Genomic DNA, 19,467 nt, shown 5'->3' with positions numbered 1-19,467 from the left:
TTACTTAAGATGTTGTAAGGATAGAGGTGATAATCGAATGTATGCTCACCGATTAGCGGTAGACATAGGTGCATCAAGTGGAAGAGTGATGGCGGGAAGAATCGAGCAGGGAAAAATTAACCTTATGCAGGTTCATCGCTTTGAAAATAAATTAATTGAGAAAAATGGACAGTTTTGTTGGGATATCGAAAAGCTTTTTAATGAAATTAAAAAAGGTATTCAAATAAGTGTGAAGAATGGATTAAATCCTATCAGCATTGGTATTAATACGTGGGCTGTAGATTTTGTACTTCTTGATCAAGACAAAAATTTACTAACAGAGGCTGTGTCATATCGAGACCCGCGAACAAAGGGCATGATGGAAAAGGTCATCGCACAGCTAGGGGAAGAAAATTTGTATGAGCGCACCGGAATTGCCTTTCAACCTTTTAATACGATTTATCAGTTATTAGCTATCAAAGCAAAGCAGCCGGAGATTTTAGAAAAAACCAAATACTTTTTAATGTTACCAGATTATTTTCACTATTTGTTAACTGGGAAGTTAGTGAATGAGTATACAAATGCATCTACGACACAACTACTAGATGTTTTTACAAAAGAATGGGATCAATCTCTATTAAAGCAATTAGAGTTACCGAGTGAGATTTTTCAATCACTACATAAGCCTGGTACAAATATGGGCTTCGTCACAAAAGAAATAGAAGAGGAACTAGGTGTGCGATTAGAAGTGATTTTGCCAGCTACACATGATACAGCATCGGCCGTAGCTGCCTTGCCAGAATCGAAGTCTTCTATTTATATCAGCTCAGGAACATGGTCCCTAATTGGGATTGAAAACCACTTCCCATTATGTGTGAGACCTGCGTTAGAAGCCAATTTTACGAATGAAGGGGGCGTGGATGGCCGCTTTCGTTTTTTAAAAAATATAATGGGACTTTGGATGATTCAAGAAGTGAAAAGATTATTAGATGAACGATGGACTTTTGAAGAGTTAGCAAACGCTAGTAAGTGGTCAAATTATTCGGGTGTGATAAATGTGAATGATTCACGATTTTTAAAGCCAAATAACATGATTACGGAAATACGTTCCGCGTGTAAGGAAGCAGGATTTCCTGAACCAATTGAACCGGCTGATCTGACGAGATGTATTTATTTGAGTTTAATAGAAAGCTATAAAGAAGCAATTAAAGAGATTGAAGCAATCGTTGATCAACCTTATTCATCTATTCAAATTATCGGTGGTGGTTCAGCTAATTTAGAGTTGAATCAACTTTTAGCTAATCAAATCAACCGTATTGTCAGCACTGGGCCAACTGAAGCAACAGCGATTGGTAATTATATCGTTCAGGCTATGGCTACTGGTGAAATAGCTTCATTATCTGAAGCGAGAAAATTAATCAAGCAATCATTTGAAATTCATTATTATCAACCAAAAGGAAGTGGCACCTATGTCAATGAGGTTTGAGAATGCAAAAGAAGTATATGAGCAATGGGGGATAGATATAGAAGAGGCTTTTACGAAGGTACGTCGCGTTTCAATTTCTGTACATTGCTGGCAGGGTGATGATTTAAAAGGGACAGAGGCTGTTCAGAATGAGCTTTCAGGTGGGATTGAAGTGACCGGCAATTACCCGGGGCGTGCAAGAGATGGTAATGAGCTTCGGGCAGACTTAGAAAAAGCACTTAGCTTAATTCCAGGAAAACATCGAGTGAATTTACATGCGATGTATGCGGAAACAAATGGTGAGTTTGTCGAAAGAGATCAACTAAAGCCTGAACATTTTAGGAAGTGGGTTGATTGGGCCAAAAAGTTAGGTATTGGACTTGATTTCAATCCAACTGTTTTTGGACATCCAATGGCGGCGGATGGTTTAACACTTGCTCATCCAAAAGATGAAATTCGCAAGTTTTGGATTAATCATTGTAAAGCATCCAGAAGAATTGCCGCTTATTTTGCTGAAGAATTAGGCACTGCCTCCCTTGTCAACTTATGGGTCCCTGATGGTTTTAAGGATACGCCGAGTGACAGGCTTACACCACGTAAACGTTTAAAAGAATCATTGGATGAGATTTATGCGGAAGAATTCGATCCTAAGTATGTCATAGATGCCGTAGAGAGTAAGTTATTTGGAATTGGCTCTGAAGCTTATGTCGTTGGTTCGCATGAGTTTTATATGAATTATGCTAATCAAAGTGGGAAACTTTGCTTATTAGATACAGGACATTTTCACCCTACTGAAATGGTATCAAACAAACTGTCGGCGATGCTTTTGTTTCATTCTAGAGTTGCCCTACATGTATCTAGACCGGTACGTTGGGATAGCGACCATGTTGTTACATTTGATGATGAGTTACGAGAAATTACAACGGAGCTTGTCCGTAATAATGCGTTGGAGCGGGTCAATATAGGCTTAGATTTTTTTGATGCAAGTATTAATCGTGTAGCAGCTTGGGTAATAGGCACAAGAAATATGAAAAAAGCACTCTTGTATGCAGCGTTAATCCCACATAACTATTTAAAAGAGTTGCAGGATAGAGGGGATTTTACATCAAGGCTTGCACTACAGGAGCAAATAAAAACGTTTCCGTTTGGGGATATTTGGGATGAATACTGCAAGCGTATGGGTGTGGCAACAGAGAACGAGTGGTTAGACGTTGTCCAGCAATACGAAAAAGATGTTCAGTTTAAGAGAGAAGATGAAAAAGTAGGTAGTTAAAAAGAATGAAGGTGGGAAGAAAATATGGTTGTGAATAAATGGAATCCTGACGTGGCAGAAATGATTGAAGCAGGTCTAGGTGAGTTGGTCTACCGCTCTAATTTGATTGGTTCAGACCGAGCGGTGTGTAATTGGGGTGGGGGTAATACCTCAATGAAAACGAGAGAAGTAGATTTTCGTGGTGAAGAGATTGACGTATTATGGGTAAAAGGCAGTGGATCTGACTTAGCGTCGATGAAGAAGGAAAACTTTACGGCACTAAAATTAGCTGATATTGAGCCGTTAAAAGAGAGAGAAGAAATGAATGATGCGGATATGGTCAACTACTTAAGCCATTGCATGTTAGAGCCTACACATCCTAGAGCTTCTATTGAAACATTATTACATGCTTTTCTACCGTTTAAACATGTTGACCACACTCATCCCGATTCGATTATTAGCTTATGTTGTGCGGATAACGGCCGTGAGTTAGCGAATGAATTATTTGGTCAACGTTTTGTTTGGGTGCCTTATATAAGACCAGGGTTTCAATTGTCAAAAATGATCGCTGAAGGGGTGGCACAAAACCCAGATGCGGAGCTCGTATTAATGGAAAAGCATGGCCTTGTTGTTTGGGGAGATACAGCCGAAGAAAGCTATCATAAAACGATCTCGGTAATTCAAGAGGCGGAAGCATTTATTGAAGAGAAGCGTAAAAGTTCTGATGACATCTTTGGAGGTAAGAAGTACAAATCATTACCTGATGTAGAAGAGCGGCAAAGAATTTTAAGTGAGATTATGCCACTAATACGTGGGTTAGTAAGTGATGGAGAACGGAAAATGTTAGTAACCTATGATGACTCAGACTCTATTTTAGAGTTTGTCAATAGTTACGGTGCGAATGAGCTATCCCAAGTAGGCGCAGCTTGTCCCGATCATCTCGTTCATACAAAAAGGGTTCCCTTATTTATTGATTGGACACCTGAATCCGAACTTACGCGTTTAAAGGAAGCTATTTCTGCAGGGATTTCTGCTTATCAAGAGGAATACGTGGCCTATTTTGAGCGAAATGCTCACCAAGATGACCAAATGTTTGAGCCGTCCCCCCGTGTAGTGTTAATTCCAGGAGTTGGCATGATCAATACAGGTAAATCTCTAGCCAATGCACAGGTAAGTGGAGCCTTATATACAAGGGCTATTTCGGTCATGCGTGGTACAACTGCATTAGGCAACTTTGTTTCATTAAATGAGGAAGAGTCCTATGAGATCGAATATTGGCCATTAGAACTTTATAAATTATCGTTAGCTCCAATGGAGAGTGAATTCTCTAGGAAGGTCGTATTTATTACAGGTGGTGCTGGGGGAATCGGCAGTGAGACAGGCCGTCAATTTGTTGAAAAAGGGGCACATATAGTCTTGGCAGATTTGAACCTTGAAGGTGCCGTACGAGTAGCAAGTGAGATTAATGATAAATGGGGAGAAGGTCGAGCGTTAGCATTAAAGATGGATGTCACGAGTGAAGACGAAATCCAAGAGGCATTTGCTGAGGTTGCGAGAACTTATGGTGGTGTAGATGTCTTAGTTAATAATGCTGGTTTGGCTACATCTAGTCCTTTTGAAGAGACGACATTAAAAGAATGGCAGTTAAACATGGATGTACTTGGTACAGGATACTTCCTCGTTGCTAAGGAAGCTTTCACACTCATGAAACAACAAAAAACGGGTGGAAGTATGGTCTTTATCGGCTCTAAAAATTCGATATATGCAGGGAAAAATGCTTCCGCCTATAGTGCTGTCAAAGCAATGGAAGCACATTTAGCCCGTTGTATAGCGGCAGAAGGTGGCGAATATGGAATTCGAGTGAATACAGTCTTACCTGATGCTGTATTACAGGGATCCGCGATTTGGGGATCCGCATGGCGAGAGGAACGAGCTGCCGCTTATGGAATTGCACCTGACCAATTAGAAGATCATTATAAAAAAAGAACAACGCTTGGTGTTAATATTTACCCAACCGATATAGCTGAGTCGATCTTATTTTTTGCATCATCGAAAGCAAGTAAAACAACAGGTTGTATGTTAACGGTAGATGGAGGTGTACCTGCTGCTTTTACACGTTAAGACGGTGGGACAATCTAAGTGAAGGGAGTATGACCAGTGAAAAGGTTGGCATCTGTGATGAAGGTTCATAAAGAATTTTATGAAGAGTACGAGAGAAGACATCATGAATTATGGCCAGAAATGAAACAGACATTGAAAGATTATGGTGTAAGCCACTATTCTATTTTTTTACTAAAAGAGACGGGCCAATTATTCGCTTATCTATGGGTAAAAGATGAACAGCTCTATGAACAGGTGGCTCAAACAGACATTTGCCAAAAATGGTGGACTTATATGGAACCGTTGATGGAAACAAATGCCGATAGAAGTCCAGTCTCTATAGAAATGTCAGAGGTCTTTTATTTGGAATAAGTTATGTTCAAAGGAGTGAGGGAATGTCTGATTATGTGTTAGAACTTAGGAATATAACTAAAGAGTTTCCTGGTGTAAAAGCACTGGATGATGTTCATTTCCAACTGAAACCAGGTGAAATTCATGCGTTAATGGGTGAAAATGGAGCAGGGAAATCAACGTTTATTAAAGTAATAACAGGCGTCCATCAACCGAATAAAGGTGATATGTTCGTACGTGGTAAAAAGGTAGAACTAAAAAACCCAAAGGAAGCTCAAGCTTTAGGTATTGCAGCTATATATCAGCATGTGACTAATTATCCAGATTTAACTGTAACGGAAAATATCTTTATGGGGCATGAGAAGGTACAAAAAGGGACAAGAAGGCTCCTTTGGAAACAGATGCATAAAGAAGCAAAAGATATATTACGCTCATTAGGGTCAACGATTGACCCTAAGACGGAGATGGGAACATTAAGTGTTGCCCAACAACAAATTGTCGAAATTGCCAAAGCGATTTCAACCAATGCCAAAATAATCATTATGGATGAACCGACAGCAGCATTAACGTCAAGGGAAAGTGAAGAGTTATATAAGATTGCTGAAAGTTTGCGAGACCAAGGGGCATCTATTATTTTCATTTCTCATCGCTTTGAGGATATGTATCGATTGGCTTCTCAAGTAACTGTTTTACGTGATGCTAAATATATTGGTTCCTGGGCAATAGATGAGATATCTAATGAACATTTAATTGTGGCTATGGTTGGACGCGAAATCACACAAGTATTCCCAGAGAAGAAGGGGCAAATTGGAGAGAAGATTTTAGAGGTCAACGGATTAAGTAAAGTCGGCCATTTTGCTGATATTTCTTTTTCATTACACAAAGGTGAAATTTTAGGATTAACTGGATTAGTAGGTGCTGGAAGAACAGAGGTTTGCCAAGCACTATTTGGACTAACTCCTTATGAAAAAGGTCAAATGATTCTAAAAGGAAAAAAGGTCAAGATTAAAAGTCCGAGAGTTGCGATGAAATTGGGCATCGGTTATTTACCGGAGGACCGTCAAGATCAGGGACTGGTTTTACAATGGGGAATTGGTAAAAACATTACATTACCGGCATTAAGTAGTTTATCAAAAAAGGGCTGGCTTCGAGAAAAGAATGAAAATAAATTGGCGAAAGAGCTTGGAGAAAAAGTCCATGTAAAAGCCAATGGTATTTTTGATTTAGTTAGTTCCTTATCAGGTGGAAATCAGCAAAAGGTTGCGGTGGCTAAGTTATTAACAAAAGAGCTAGATATTATTATTTTAGATGAACCAACTAAAGGTGTAGACGTAGGGGCTAAATCAGCTATCTATGAAATTATCAATGATCTAGCAGCTCAAGGATATGGCATTATTATGGTGTCCTCGGAAATGCCTGAAGTTCTTGGTATGAGTGATCGGATTGTTGTCATGAAATCAGGTCGTATTAAGAAAATAGTTACAAAAGAAGAGGCTACGCAAGAATTGATTTTAGAAGCGGCAATGACAGAAACGAAAAAACAAAGCTCTGTTTAAGAACGTGCAGAAAAGAGGTGAGGTATTTGGCACAAATCAGTATGGGAGATTCACAGGAAGTAACCGATGAAAAGAAGGTATCCATACTAGTTGGCATTTCAAAGTTTCGAGAATTAGGGTTACTCGTATTTATCATTTTGTTATGTATTTTTATTCAAATGCGTAATCCAAGTTTTTTAACGGTTGGAAATGTAACCGATTTAATTACGAATACGGCTATACTTAGTTTATTGGCGTTAGGGATGATGCTCGTTCTCATTACAAGAGGTATTGATTTATCGATTGGTGCAACTTTAGCATTGTCAGGAATGATTGTCGCTCAAACCGTGAGTGCCTATCCAACATTGCATCCATTATTTGCAATCTTATTAGGAATTGCGATTGGAATAGCTTGTGGGCTTGTCATTGGTTTTTTAGTATCTAAGATAGGTATTTTACCAATTATTGCAACATTAGCAATGATGAATATATATCGTGGTCTAACGTATACGGTGAGTGATGGCCAATGGGTAAGCGCCTATCAAATGCCAGAAAGCTTTGTTGGTATCGCAACAAGTACAATTTTAGGTATCAATACGCTCGTCTTTATTGCCATTGTCATTTATATAATCGGTTACTACTTTATTAATCATACGATGACGGGTAGACAAATATATGCAGTTGGGAGTAATCCAGAATCAGTTAAAGTGAGTGGTATTAACGAGACAAAAATTTTATTTATCGTTTATTCCATCATGGGTGGCCTTGCAGGCTTATCAGGTGTTTTGTGGGTATCAAAATTTGCATCAGCACAAGGTGATACCGCATCTGGTTATGAGTTAACAGTTATTGCAGCATGTATTCTCGGTGGTGTTAGTATAGCCGGTGGTTCTGGTAAGGTACTTGGCGTCATTTTAGGTGCTGCTTTACTAGGGATTCTAAATAATGCCTTACCACTCATAGGAGTGTCACCTTTTTGGCAAATGGCTATTCAAGGCTCTATTATTATTGGAGCTGTATTGATAAACGCTCTGGTCAAGCGTGGTGTCGAACGAAATAACCTACTGAAGAGGAGGATTTAAAGGTGGAAAGTATGACTAATCATACCGAATATGTACGTCGAACTTTAAAAAATAAACAAGAGTTTTCACTTAAACGATTTTTCTTTCAGTGGGAATGGGTTCTAATCCTCGTATTTATATTAGTTCTTATTATTAATACGAATCTATCACCTTATTTTCTAAGTGGTAGTGGGCTAATCAGCGCAACGAGTGTATTTCTTGATAAGGCCTTTATCGTTTTCCCGATGGTCATGATTATGATTTTAAGAGATATTGATATATCTGTAGGGTCAACAGTTGCCTTATCATCTGTAGTCATGGCAACGCTTTATAATAATTTAGGTGTGCCGATGGAAATGGCGATTGTTATATGTTTGATTGTCGGCGGATTATGTGGTCTTTTAAATGGATTATTGATAGTTAAGTTTAAAGAATTATCAGCGGTCATTGTCACATTAGGAACAATGATTCTATATCGTGGAATTGCTTATGTATTCTTGGAGGATCAAGCTTCTGGTAGTTTTCCAGAATGGTTTAGTTTTTTTGGCTGGGGAAATATTGGTGGGGTTCCTTTCATTTTAATTGCATTTATTGTGTTGGCTGTTTTATTTACATTGTTATTGCATAAGACCACATTTGGACGGCATGTATACGCGATTGGAAATAACCCTAAAGCAAGCCGTTTCTCAGGTGTTCAGGTCGATAAAGTAAAAGTAATTGTTTTCACATTAGCAGGGTTAATGGCGGCTGTAACGGCGATATTTCTTGCATCAAGGATGGGGAGCACGAGACCCAATGTAGCGATGATGTATGAATTAGATGTAATTACGATGGTTGCATTAGGTGGGATAAGTACAGCAGGAGGAAAGGGTCGAATGATTGGGGCAATTATTGCGGTATTTATTATTGGCTATTTGCAATACGGGCTAGGCCTTATCAATATCTCCTCACAAACGATGTTAATTATTATTGGTGCGTTGTTAATTATTGCTGTTGCGATACCAAAAACAAACCTATATCAACTGGCTAACCGTTTTAAGAAGAATAAAGAGTCTCAACAAGTAAAGGAATGAACTACATAGGCATTCTATCATGGATGCCTCTGTTCAAATAAAAGATAAAGGGGAGTAAAAGCATGAAAAAATTACTTAAGTCACTTGTCACTGTGGGTTTAGCACTAACATTATTAGCAGCTTGTGGTTCAGATGAGACAGGCCAGTCTAATGGAGGAGAAGGTTCTGGAGATAATGGTGATGGAACAAAGACACATGCCATGATCTTTAAGAATACTGGTAACCCTTACGGAGAAAAAATGATGGAGGGCTTTGAAAGTGCATTAAATATTGAAGGGCATGAAGTAATTTTGCGTTCGCCAGATCAGCCAACTGCAGAAGGGCAAATCCAAATCATTGAACAGTTAATTACACAGCAAGTAGATTCGATTACGATTGCTGGGAATGATGAAGACGCTTTGGAACCAGTATTGAAAAAAGCGATGGATGCGGGGATTAAGGTTTTATCTATGGATTCTGCTGTAAACGCTAACAGTCGAATGGTTCATGTCAATCAAGCAAACCCTGAAAGTATTGGTCGTACACTTGTAGATGCGATTGCTGAAATGATGGACAATGAAGGAGAGTTTGCGATTTTAAGTGCAACGTCACAAGCAGCCAATCAGAATATTTGGATTGAATATATGCAAGAGACTTTAGAAGAAGAGCAATATTCGAACATTGACCTAGTTAGTGTAGTTTATGGTGATGACTTAAGAGATAAGAGTACTTCAGAAACGGAAGCCTTGTTATTACAATTCCCGAATTTAAAAGGTATTGTTTCGCCAACGACTGTTGGGATTGCAGCAGCAGGTAAAGTTTTATCTGATAGAGGTCTAAGTGGTGAGATTGCGTTAACCGGTTTAGGCTTACCAAGTGAAATGGCCACATATATCCAAAACGGAGTGTCACCAGCGATGTTTCTTTGGAATCCGATTGATGTCGGTTATGCAGCTGGATTAACCGCTAAAGCTCTAGTTGAAGGCGAAATAACAGGTGAAGTGGGCGATAGCTTTGATGCTGGAGATTTAGGAAATTTGGAAATCGTTGAAGATGGTGAAGGTACTCAAATTTTGTTAGGTGATCCTTACCGTTTTGATGCTGATAATATTGATGAGTGGAAGGAAGTTTATTAAATTATACAAGAATGATAAAAAGCTTCTTTACAGAACGGACATATCACCTGTCTGATTTTATAAAGAAGCTTTTTTTTATCGGTAATTCATTGACATGTCCCCTTCTTTTATGGTAAAAAAATGATAGATTTAGCACTCAGATAATGAGAGTGCTAATTAGATTTGAAAGGGGCGTTTATCATTGAAGAAGGAATTTAAAGCTGAATCAAAACGATTGCTCGAAATGATGATTAATTCGATCTATACACAAAAGGAGATCTTTTTAAGAGAGCTTATTTCCAACTCAAGTGATGCAATTGATAAGATCTATTATCGAGCATTAACAGACGACAACATTACATTTAATAGTGAAGATTATTTTATTAAAATTGATATGAATAAAGATGAACGACTTCTTACGATTACCGATACAGGAATTGGGATGACCAAAGAGGAGTTAGAGGAGAATTTAGGGACAATTGCTAAAAGTGGTTCTTTAGCATTTAAGTCAGAAAATGAATTAAAAGATGGTCATGACATCATTGGTCAATTTGGTGTTGGTTTCTACTCGGCCTTTATGGTTGCTGAAGATGTAACCGTGACAAGTCGAGCTTTGGATTCTGAAGATGCCTATGTTTGGAAGTCGGATGGACTTGATGGGTATACCATTGAATTAGTGTCCAAAGATTCTGTGGGAACTACCATTGAGTTAAAAATAAAAGAGAATACAGAAGAAGAAAGCTATGATGAATACTTAGAGGAGTATCGTATTCAAGCGATCGTGAAGAAGTATTCGGACTTCATTCGTTACCCAATTAAAATGGACGTAACCAATCGTAATCTAAAAGAAGGAACAGAGGACGAATGGGAAGAGTTTTCAGAAGAGAAAACGATTAATAGTCTTGTTCCTATTTGGCGTAAGAATAAAAGCGAACTTCAAGACGAGGACTATGAAAACTTCTATCAAGAAAAGCATTATGGTTTCGATAAACCATTGTCACATTTACATATTAGTGTAGACGGTGCGATTCGTTATCAATCCATTTTATTTATCCCTGAATCGATGCCTTTCGATTATTATACGAAAGAGTATGAAAAGGGACTAGAGTTATACTCAAATGGTGTACTGATTATGAATAAGTGTGCGGATTTACTGCCAGACTATTTTAGTTTTGTTAAAGGAATGGTGGATTCAGAGGATCTATCCCTAAATATTTCCCGTGAAATCTTACAGCACGATCGTCAGTTAAAGATGATTGCTAAAAATATAAAGAACAAAATCAAAAGTCAGCTTCAAGGTTTACTGAAGAACGAAAGAGAAAAATATGAAAAATTTTATGAAGCTTTCGGTCGTCAATTAAAGTTTGGAATGTATAATGATTACGGTGCTAACAAAGACGATTTAAAAGATTTAGTCATGTTCTATTCTTCAAAAGAGAAGAAATTAGTAACGCTTGCTGAGTATGTCGAAAGAATGCCAGAGGAACAAACATATATTTATTATGCGTCTGGTGACTCCATTGATCGTATTGATAAAATGCCGCAAACAGAGCTCGTTTCAGATAAAGGCTTTGAAATTTTATACTTTACTGATGATGTAGATGAGTTTGCGATTAAGATGCTGATGAATTACCAAGAGAAAGAATTTAAGTCGGTTTCAAGTGGTGATTTAGGGCTTGATTCTGAACAGTCAAAAGAAGAAGAGAGTAAGAAAAATGAAGAGCATCAAGACCTTTTTGCAGAAATGAAAAAAGTGCTTGAAGGCAAAGTGAAGGATGTTCGAGCATCTAAACGATTACGTACGCACCCTGTATGTTTTGCGACTGAAGGTGAAGTGACCATCGAAATGGAGAAAATCCTTAAGGCGATGCCAGATAACCAAAATGTAAAAGCCGAGAAAGTTCTAGAGATTAACACAGAGCACGAAGTTTTTAAAGCGTTAGCTAGCTCTTATGCAAGTGATAAAGAGAAGTTAGGTTTATACACGAATCTCCTATATAACCAAGCATTATTAATTGAAGGTTTACCATTACAAGATCCCGTTCAATTTACGAATGACATGTGTAAAGTAATGGTGTAATGATTTAGGAAAAAAGCGCTAATGACCATGGTTGGTGATTGGTGCTTTTTCTTTTTTCCTAATAATTCTTTAGGCTAAAAGAGAGAGAAAAAATTGGAATTTTTTGTGGATTTGTAGAGTGGACATGAATATTGTGGGATTTTCGCGATTCTAATCGAAATCACGCAGTTTTCCATGTATAATAAAGAAGGTTAGGCAATCTTTTTACGGTTAGTAGTTGAAGTATTGCTACATAAGTAGAGTAGAGAATATGTTAATTTTTATGCAAATAAGGAGGGTCTAGCTTTGCTCGTTACGATTATTGTATTGTTAGTCATTGCCATTGGATTATTAGTGTTTTCAATGCGTGCCAGTGGAAATAGTAGCCAAGAAGAAGAAAGAATGGAAGATTTAAAGATTTCCTTTCTACAGGAAGTACAAGATGTACAAAAAGAGATTCGTAGTTTAGAACTAGATTTAGAAATTGTTGCCAAGGACGCTGGGATTCAATTAGGGAATGATCGAGAGAGAAAATTAAAAAGAGAGTTGCTTGATTTATATAAGCGAGGCTATTCATTAGAGGGCATTGCAAAAGAGAAAAGATTGCCTGTTGATGAAGTGGAGAAAAAATTAAACCCTTATATCAGACAAGTTCATGAAGGGGGAAAAGTAGTCAATGGCGCATAAAGGATTACAAAGTTTTGCTGCCGGTATGATTGTCACTGTTGGTGTATGTGGAATTGCTTATTATGTAACAGGAAGTAATCAATCTGCGGGGGCAGAGGCAAGCTCAGATGTTGATGACTTAACAGAAGAAGAATTAATTGTTGAATTGCAAGAGTCAGGTTTTGTTGTTCAAACGGAAGCGGAATGGCAAACCCAGCTCGAAGACCTTGAATTAGCAGTGACTGAAAGGGTTAGTGCTGATTTTGCGGCTCAGCTAGAAGAAGCTCAAGCAGAGTCAGAGGCAGATGAGGACGAGGATGCTGACGGTAGTGATGATGATGACCAAGTTGTTTATCGCACGGTGTTAACGGTTTCACCTGGTATGACGAGTATTGATGTTGGTCGTGCTTTAGAGGGAGCAAATATTATTGACCGCGCCCGAGATTTCTTTGAAGAGGTTGAAGATCGCGGTCTTGAAAATGATTTAAGACCAGGCTCTTTTGAAGTTGAAAGTGGTATGTCGATGGATCAGTTAATGGATATCATCTTCTAACATGTATGATAAAAATGGATGAAAGGGGATTTTACCTTTTCATCTTTTTTTTATGAGCAGTACGTTATTTAAAGTGAACCGTTTTAGAACGGCTATCTAAATACTATTTCTAATGCTTCGTAATCCTTTGAAAAGGAGAAACAGACAAAGGAAAATGAAGGTGATGGCTGCAATATCCCCAAATAGGTTAGGCCAAGCAAAATCATACAGCGTAACATCGACTTTATTGATGGGAAAAACCTCGCATTCATATATTTTTGAATATTGTAACATGAGGATGGGATAGAAGTCGAATCTAGTAAAAGTAAGGATAATAGGGGTGACAATATGCGTCAAAAGAGAGAATGGTCAGAGATCAGAGAAAAAGGGCCTATCATATATATTTTAAAAGATGGAGTACTTGGCTGGGGAATACCTACAGCTATCTTATATTTCTTTTTCATAAGAATTTTAGATAACGGCTTTGCCTTTTCACAGTATTTTTCAGAGGGCTGGGTATGGGAATTAATGATGGCCCTTATTATCTTCCCATTAACCGGATTATTATTTGGCTGGCTTATGTGGATTTTGGGTGAAAGGAAATACAAACGGGGTAAGGTATAAGATTTTTTGGTTCAATAAGATGAAAAACACTAAACCCTGCTTTAGGGGAGAGTGTTTTTTGATTTGTATTGAAGTATAGATGTGGAATCTTGGGGTTGCGAGCGGAAAAAGCAGGAGAAAGCCCGAGCAAAAGCCGAATCTCGGGTTTGCGAGCGGAAAAAGCAGGAGAAAGCCCGAGCAAAAGCCGAATCACGGGGTTGCGGGCGAAAAAAGTGGAAGAAAGCCCGAGCAAAAGTCGAATCACGGGTTTGCGAGCGGAAAAAGCAGGAGAAAGCCCGAGCAAAAGCTGAATCGCGGGGTTGGTGGCGGAAAAAGGGAGAGAAAGCCCGGGCAAAAGCCGAATCACGGGGTTGCTCGCTGAAAAAAGAGTAGAAAGCCCGAGCAAAACGGAATAAGAGATACCGACGGCGGTGAATAGTCCTTTCATATAACTATCCATTAAAAAACTGCAACCAAACTAATTATCTTTCGTAAAAAGCATATAAATCGTTTGAATAAATGATCAGAACTGTGTTTTTTTCTTCCTGTAAAGGGGAATTACACTACAATATTCATAAAAAATGTTAAAATAAGAAATATGTGAAAAAATAGTCGAGGTGATTGAAGGTTGGATAATCAATTCAATAAAGCGAAAGGGTTTGGCGAGATACTCGATCAAACCTTTCGCTTAAGTAAAAGTAATTTTAGTGTATTCTTTTTGATTTTCCTTATTTTACAAGGGCCATTTATTTTGTTAGAAGCACTTGTGCAACTTGCTTATGGAACAAGTTTATTCCAAGCTGGCGAAACAGGAGCTCCTTGGTATGAAAGAATGATTTCTGGGTTAGGAATAGACGAGATTGGTGTCGAAGATGATTTGACGGTTTTAGCCCGCGATGCTTGGGTATCGTTTATAGCGATTATTAGTTACATATTATATCCAATCGCTCAGGCAGCGATCATCATTGGTGTATTACAAATCAAGAACCAACGAACATTTACGACGGGTATTTTATTAAAAGGTGCATTTTCACGTTTCGGGCCTGTAATTGGAAGTTCAATTATTTATTATTTAATCGGAGTAGCGATCTTTGTTGTACCATTTTTCCTATTGTTAGTATTTGGTGTGATTAGTATCGCGGTCGCTGATAACGTGATTACGATCCTGTTGTTTATTTTATCTATTATTGCTTTAGTCGTATTTGTTTTTTACTTCCTATTAAGATGGTACCTATATTTACCTTTTGTCGTTGTAGAAAAGGATTTTCCAGGTATCGGGAAAAGCTGGAATATTACCAAGGGACACGGCTGGCGTATTTTCGGGTTATTTGCTGTTATTTTCATTATCATGTTGATGGTAGCAACTGCGGTTGAATTTACTCTCTCCTTTTTCTTCGGTTATAGTGTGTTCACAACTGTCATAGCTAGTGTTGTTGCCCTATTTGTTAATATGGTTACGGCTGTCGCTTTAGCTGTTATTTTCTTTGATTTAAAAGTTCGGAATCATGGTGAAGATTTGCAAATGATGATGGACGATTACAAATCATAATAATTAGTTCGTTTCAAAGTTTACGAGTAGAGGGGGTGTTTCCTTGCTTGACCCACAAAATGCGAGACAGCAGCTGGAGCAGATTTTAAGTGAACGTGAGTATACGATTTATTATGAGGATACACAAGGGATCTTTTCCCGAGTCCTTAACGCGATTGTTAATGGGATTGTCGAACTAATTAGTAGACTGTTTCCAGATTTTGAACAGGTGGCAAGTGGTAATGAATTTCTTATTTTCGGTATTGTCGTAGCCGTTGTGATAGCTTTAATTATCGGTTGTATTTTCATGGTACGATCTATCCAGAGGAAAAGACGTTTTCGAGATAGTAAGCCGTTAGAAGTACTAACTGAAACTGAGTGGACCTATGAAATGCATGAAAAGAAAGCTTATGAGTTAGAAAGCAGTGGAGAATATTCACAAGCAACGCGCCATTTATTTTTAGCGATTCTTTTATTCTTTGATGAAAAAGGCTGGTTAGTAGCGAAGCGTTGGAAAACAAATTGGGAGTATTATGATGAACTTGTTCGTACAGACAAAAAAAGAGCAGAGCGATTCTTTGATTTTGCCTTATTATTTGACCGAGCCACATATGGAAGTCACGATGTTTCTGAGAGTGAGTATAGCCGTTTTAAAGAAGAAGCAATGACGATGTTAATGGATGAGAATCGGCAAGTTGACGAAGAGTAGAAGGAGGTGATTTTGTACCTTGAGTTCAACAAAGAAAATTTGGTTTTATATGGTCATAGGATTGGTGTTATTTTGGGGAGCGGGTTATTTTGTGTTTGCTCAGCAACCTAAGGAATTTCCACCTTTTGTTTCAGAATCACCTTCGCCATCTGGAACAAAAGCGTTGTATACATATTTTGATGGGCAAGAGTTGGAGGTAGAGCGATGGGAACATGCGCCCATTCATTTACAAGGTGAAAACCAGGTGATGCTAATGATTGAGCCAGCTTATATGCTTTCCCGTGAAGAGATGGAACAGTATATTCGCTTTGTTGAAGCTGGGAACACCCTCATTTTTATGAGTCATTATCCAACAGAGTATTTTGGACTAGCTACAGATATTGCAGCGGTGGAACTTTCAGAAGAACCTGTTGAAGTGACTACGGCAGATGGAGAGTTAAAAGAAGGAATCGTATCGACACCATTAAGGTTAATCGTTGATGATACGAACCATCTGTTAGTAGAAGATGAGTGGGGACCAATTGCCACAGAACAACAACTAGGTGAAGGCTCATTGATTGTAACGGTGACGCCCGAGTGGTTAATGAATCACTTTATTTTAGATGGTGATCATCTCGAACTAGTTTTATCGTTGATGAATGAACATATGGATGCGGGAACAACAGTGCTGATAGATGAATTTGTTCATAATCCAGATCAAATTGATAGCTATTATGAATTGTATCCATTTTGGTTCCAACTTCTCTTTGTGCAGCTTATACTGCTGACCATCTTTATTTTATGGGTTCAAGGTAAGCGATTTGGACCTATTGAGTCGGTACGCGAGGAAACGGTGCGTTTTAGCTATGAATCGTTACGGGCGTTAGCTGCATGGCATTTAAGAAGTAAGCAATATAAAAGTGGCTTACAGATTCAAGCAGATTTTTTAAAAGTGAGGATTCAAGAGCGCTTTGGTATTTCTTCATCCCATACTTTGAATGAAATCGCAGATGGATTGACAGCGAGGTTCTCACATCAATTTAATGAGAAAGAAATACACAGATTTATGGAAGGCTTACAACGTGTGTTAGCTAAGCCAGAAGTAAGTAAGCAGGAATTTTTACAATGGTCAAAAAGGATTGAACATTTCCGAAAAGAGGTGGAGCAAGGATGAGAGAAGAATTAACATCCTTAATAGAAAAGTATGAGCAACAAATTTTAGGACAGAATCACAACTTACGTTTATTATTGTCGGCTGTTTTAGCAGGTGGACATGTCTTATTAGAAGGAGTGCCTGGTACTGGGAAAACCCAAACAGTTCGTACATTAGCAGGACTTTTAGGTGGGGACTTTAATCGAGTTCAATTTACACCTGATTTATTGCCAAGTGATATTACAGGTAGTGCTATCTATGATTTGAAAGAAGGCGATTTTAAAACGCTCAAAGGCCCTATCTTTACCAACGTTCTATTGGCTGATGAAATTAACCGGACTCCAGCAAAAACTCAGGCAGCTTTATTAGAGGCGATGGAAGAGCAACAGGTAACGATTCAAGGAGAAACCTATCTTCTTGAAGAGGTTTTCTTTGTAGTTGCGACACAAAACCCGATTGAATTTGAAGGGACATACCCATTACCTGAAGCACAGCAGGATCGTTTTATGTTTAAACTGCTTATTGATTTTCCGAGTTTTGAAGAAGAACAGAGTATCCTTAAGCATGTTCTAGAGCGGAAAACTCGCCATGAAGTGCTTGAAGCCGTTTTATCTTTAGACACGTTTAGAGAAATTCGTACTGAGATTCAAACCGTGAAATTGAGTGAAGATATTTTAAAATATATGATGGAAATTGTTCGTAAAACAAGGGATGCGGAAACGATTCGAATTGGTGCAAGTACTCGTGCTGCCATTTCTATAGGTCGAGCTGCTCAAGCCTGGGCTTACTTAGCGGGCAGAGATTATGTAACACCAGATGATGTGAAAGTAGTGGCAAAGCCTGCATTGAGGCATCGTATTCAGTTATCTCCGCATGTAGAATTGGAGGGACGGACCATTGACCAAACGATCGAAGAATTGGTGGGATCGGTTGCTGTTCCGAGATAAAGGTTTTTTACCAACTTGGCGATTTGTCATATGCCTAGCTGGCCTATCTCTTATTTTATTTATTTTTTCTCATTTAGGATTAACGTGGCCGTGGGTGATAGCGGTTTATATCATTTTCCTCTTAGTTTCATTAGCTGATTTACTTCGTTTACCAGCTAAAAAAGAGCTTGAACTTACGAGAGAGATTCCGAATAAGTTGGAACGGAATTTAGATTATGAAGGATGCTTTACGCTTACGAATTATGGAAAAACATCTGTAGATTATCGTGTTATAGATGGATTGCCTCAATCTTTTTCACAACCTTTTCCTATTTACGGTCATGTGGGGAAGGGAGAAGCTCAAACGGTTCAGTATCCACTTAAAGCACCAGTACGTGGTGATTATGAGATTAATGAATTATTTGTTAGATACCGTTCCAAGATGGGGCTATGGGAAAGGCAAAATTACTTTGAACAAAAGGAATATATAAAGGTCATTCCAGACATTACTGAAATGAAGGCGTATCTAGAAAGTGCTCAACGCTATTTAAATGATGAGGGTGCCATAATTAAGAAACAAGTTAGTGGGGTTGGCGAGTTTTCGAAAGTACGAAATTATGTCGTTGGTGATGACCCAAGAATGATTAACTGGAGACAAACAGCCAAGCTAAGAGAGGTAATGACGAATGAATATGAGCCAGAACATGGCAAATACATTACCTTACTTATTGATTGTGGCAGAATGATGGGAACGGAATTAAAGACTGGAAACCGTTTAGAAAAAGCAATTGAAGCGACATTAACGGTTGCAGCTGCCGCTCTAAAAAAGGGTGATTATGTTGCGGTTATTGCCTTTTCTAAAAAAGTCTCCATCTATATTCCACCGCAAAAGGGTCTCGCTCACTTACAAACGATCCTAGACCAAATCTATGATCTACAAGTAGAGCCAGTTGAGTCTAATTATGGAGAAGTTTTTCATTATTTAGAGACCGCTCAAAAGAAAAGAAGTTTGATATTACTGTTTAGCGATATTCGAACATTTTTATATGAAGAAAGTGCGTTGCATTACCTTACTAGAATTAGAAGAAGACATCGGTTCTTAATGATTGGTGTAGAGGACCAAATGCTAAATGCGGTCACAGAACTCTCACCAGAAACCGTACAAGAAGCGATGACTAAAAGTATGGCCCAGCAGCAAGCTTTATTTAAACGACGAGAACAAAATCGATGGGAAAAGCAAGGACTCGAAATGGTTGAAGTACAAGAAGAACATATTGCTGTAACAGCCGTCAGCTCCTATATTAATATGCTTAATCGAGGGTTAATTTAATTGATAGGGAAAGCAGTCACTAACGTTCATATAAAACCCGCATGGTGGAGCCAATACCGCTCCACCACCAAC

At 38.4% G+C, this 19,467-nt stretch carries 18 protein-coding genes; 17 read left to right on the top strand and 1 reads right to left on the bottom strand.

The window, feature by feature from the left end:
* The first annotated feature begins 37 nt into the window (after positions 1-37).
* The 12 genes from rhaB to PQ479_RS14210 all read left to right on the top strand — a co-directional run bounded on the left by rhaB (position 38) and on the right by PQ479_RS14210 (position 13,791).
* Positions 38-1,465 (top strand): rhamnulokinase, encoded by a 1,428-nt coding sequence (gene rhaB / locus PQ479_RS14265; RefSeq protein ID WP_047989799.1) that lies wholly within the window; start codon positions 38-40, stop codon positions 1,463-1,465.
* Positions 1,449-2,717, top strand: coding sequence for an L-rhamnose isomerase (gene rhaA, locus PQ479_RS14260; RefSeq protein WP_047989798.1), 1,269 nt, complete (start codon positions 1,449-1,451; stop codon positions 2,715-2,717). The genes rhaB and rhaA overlap by 17 nt, the downstream gene beginning before the upstream one ends.
* Positions 2,718-2,741: 24 nt before the next feature.
* Positions 2,742-4,817: a bifunctional rhamnulose-1-phosphate aldolase/short-chain dehydrogenase gene (locus PQ479_RS14255; RefSeq protein WP_047989797.1), complete on the top strand. Its 2,076-nt coding sequence runs from the start codon at positions 2,742-2,744 to the stop codon at positions 4,815-4,817.
* Positions 4,818-4,853: 36 nt separating this feature from the next.
* A complete protein-coding gene (gene rhaM / locus PQ479_RS14250; protein WP_047989796.1) occupies positions 4,854-5,168 on the top strand; it encodes an L-rhamnose mutarotase in 315 nt (104 codons plus the stop codon).
* 23 nt (positions 5,169-5,191) lie between these two features.
* Positions 5,192-6,703: a sugar ABC transporter ATP-binding protein gene (locus PQ479_RS14245; protein WP_047989795.1), complete on the top strand. Its 1,512-nt coding sequence runs from the start codon at positions 5,192-5,194 to the stop codon at positions 6,701-6,703.
* A gap of 26 nt (positions 6,704-6,729) precedes the next feature.
* Positions 6,730-7,764, top strand: a complete 1,035-nt coding sequence (locus PQ479_RS14240; protein ID WP_273717053.1) for an ABC transporter permease — start codon at positions 6,730-6,732, stop codon at positions 7,762-7,764.
* A gap of 11 nt (positions 7,765-7,775) precedes the next feature.
* Positions 7,776-8,816 (top strand): ABC transporter permease, encoded by a 1,041-nt coding sequence (locus PQ479_RS14235; RefSeq protein WP_047990084.1) that lies wholly within the window; start codon positions 7,776-7,778, stop codon positions 8,814-8,816.
* A gap of 62 nt (positions 8,817-8,878) precedes the next feature.
* The gene (gene rhaS, locus PQ479_RS14230) at positions 8,879-9,931 is read left to right on the top strand and encodes a rhamnose ABC transporter substrate-binding protein (protein WP_047989794.1); all 1,053 of its coding nucleotides are present in this window, start codon (positions 8,879-8,881) and stop codon (positions 9,929-9,931) included.
* Positions 9,932-10,112: 181 nt separating this feature from the next.
* Positions 10,113-11,990, top strand: coding sequence for a molecular chaperone HtpG (gene htpG / locus PQ479_RS14225; RefSeq protein WP_273717052.1), 1,878 nt, complete (start codon positions 10,113-10,115; stop codon positions 11,988-11,990).
* A 285-nt stretch (positions 11,991-12,275) separates the two neighbouring features.
* Positions 12,276-12,656, top strand: coding sequence for a hypothetical protein (locus PQ479_RS14220; protein WP_053070463.1), 381 nt, complete (start codon positions 12,276-12,278; stop codon positions 12,654-12,656).
* A complete protein-coding gene (locus PQ479_RS14215) occupies positions 12,646-13,188 on the top strand; it encodes a hypothetical protein (protein WP_047989793.1) in 543 nt (180 codons plus the stop codon). The genes PQ479_RS14220 and PQ479_RS14215 overlap by 11 nt, the downstream gene beginning before the upstream one ends.
* A 327-nt stretch (positions 13,189-13,515) precedes the next feature.
* Positions 13,516-13,791: a hypothetical protein gene (locus tag PQ479_RS14210; protein ID WP_047989792.1), complete on the top strand. Its 276-nt coding sequence runs from the start codon at positions 13,516-13,518 to the stop codon at positions 13,789-13,791.
* Here PQ479_RS14210 and PQ479_RS14205 read toward each other — a convergent pair.
* Positions 13,745-14,230, bottom strand: coding sequence for a hypothetical protein (locus tag PQ479_RS14205; protein WP_273717051.1), 486 nt, complete (start codon positions 14,228-14,230; stop codon positions 13,745-13,747). The genes PQ479_RS14210 and PQ479_RS14205 overlap by 47 nt on opposite strands.
* Positions 14,231-14,398: 168 nt before the next feature.
* On the opposite strand from PQ479_RS14205, the gene PQ479_RS14200 reads away from it, so the two are divergent.
* Genes PQ479_RS14200 through PQ479_RS14180 form a run of 5 tightly spaced genes read left to right on the top strand, consistent with a single transcriptional unit; the run spans position 14,399 to position 19,395 of the window.
* On the top strand, positions 14,399-15,319 hold the full coding sequence (locus PQ479_RS14200) for a hypothetical protein (RefSeq protein WP_047989790.1): 921 nt from the start codon (positions 14,399-14,401) through the stop codon (positions 15,317-15,319).
* A 43-nt stretch (positions 15,320-15,362) separates the two neighbouring features.
* Positions 15,363-16,007: a DUF4129 domain-containing protein gene (locus PQ479_RS14195; RefSeq protein WP_047989789.1), complete on the top strand. Its 645-nt coding sequence runs from the start codon at positions 15,363-15,365 to the stop codon at positions 16,005-16,007.
* A 19-nt stretch (positions 16,008-16,026) separates the two neighbouring features.
* A complete protein-coding gene (locus PQ479_RS14190; protein ID WP_053070462.1) occupies positions 16,027-17,160 on the top strand; it encodes a DUF4350 domain-containing protein in 1,134 nt (377 codons plus the stop codon).
* Positions 17,157-18,086: an AAA family ATPase gene (locus PQ479_RS14185; RefSeq protein WP_047989788.1), complete on the top strand. Its 930-nt coding sequence runs from the start codon at positions 17,157-17,159 to the stop codon at positions 18,084-18,086. The genes PQ479_RS14190 and PQ479_RS14185 overlap by 4 nt, the downstream gene beginning before the upstream one ends.
* The gene (locus PQ479_RS14180) at positions 18,037-19,395 is read left to right on the top strand and encodes a DUF58 domain-containing protein (RefSeq protein ID WP_047989787.1); all 1,359 of its coding nucleotides are present in this window, start codon (positions 18,037-18,039) and stop codon (positions 19,393-19,395) included. Before PQ479_RS14185 ends, PQ479_RS14180 begins: the two co-directional genes overlap by 50 nt.
* Positions 19,396-19,467 lie beyond the last annotated feature (72 nt).

This window comes from Alkalihalobacillus pseudalcaliphilus, assembly GCF_028610675.1.
Taxonomy (GTDB): Bacteria; Bacillota; Bacilli; order Bacillales; family Bacillaceae_D; genus Alkalihalobacillus; species Alkalihalobacillus pseudalcaliphilus.
This window is presented reverse-complemented; position numbering and strand designations above follow the sequence as displayed.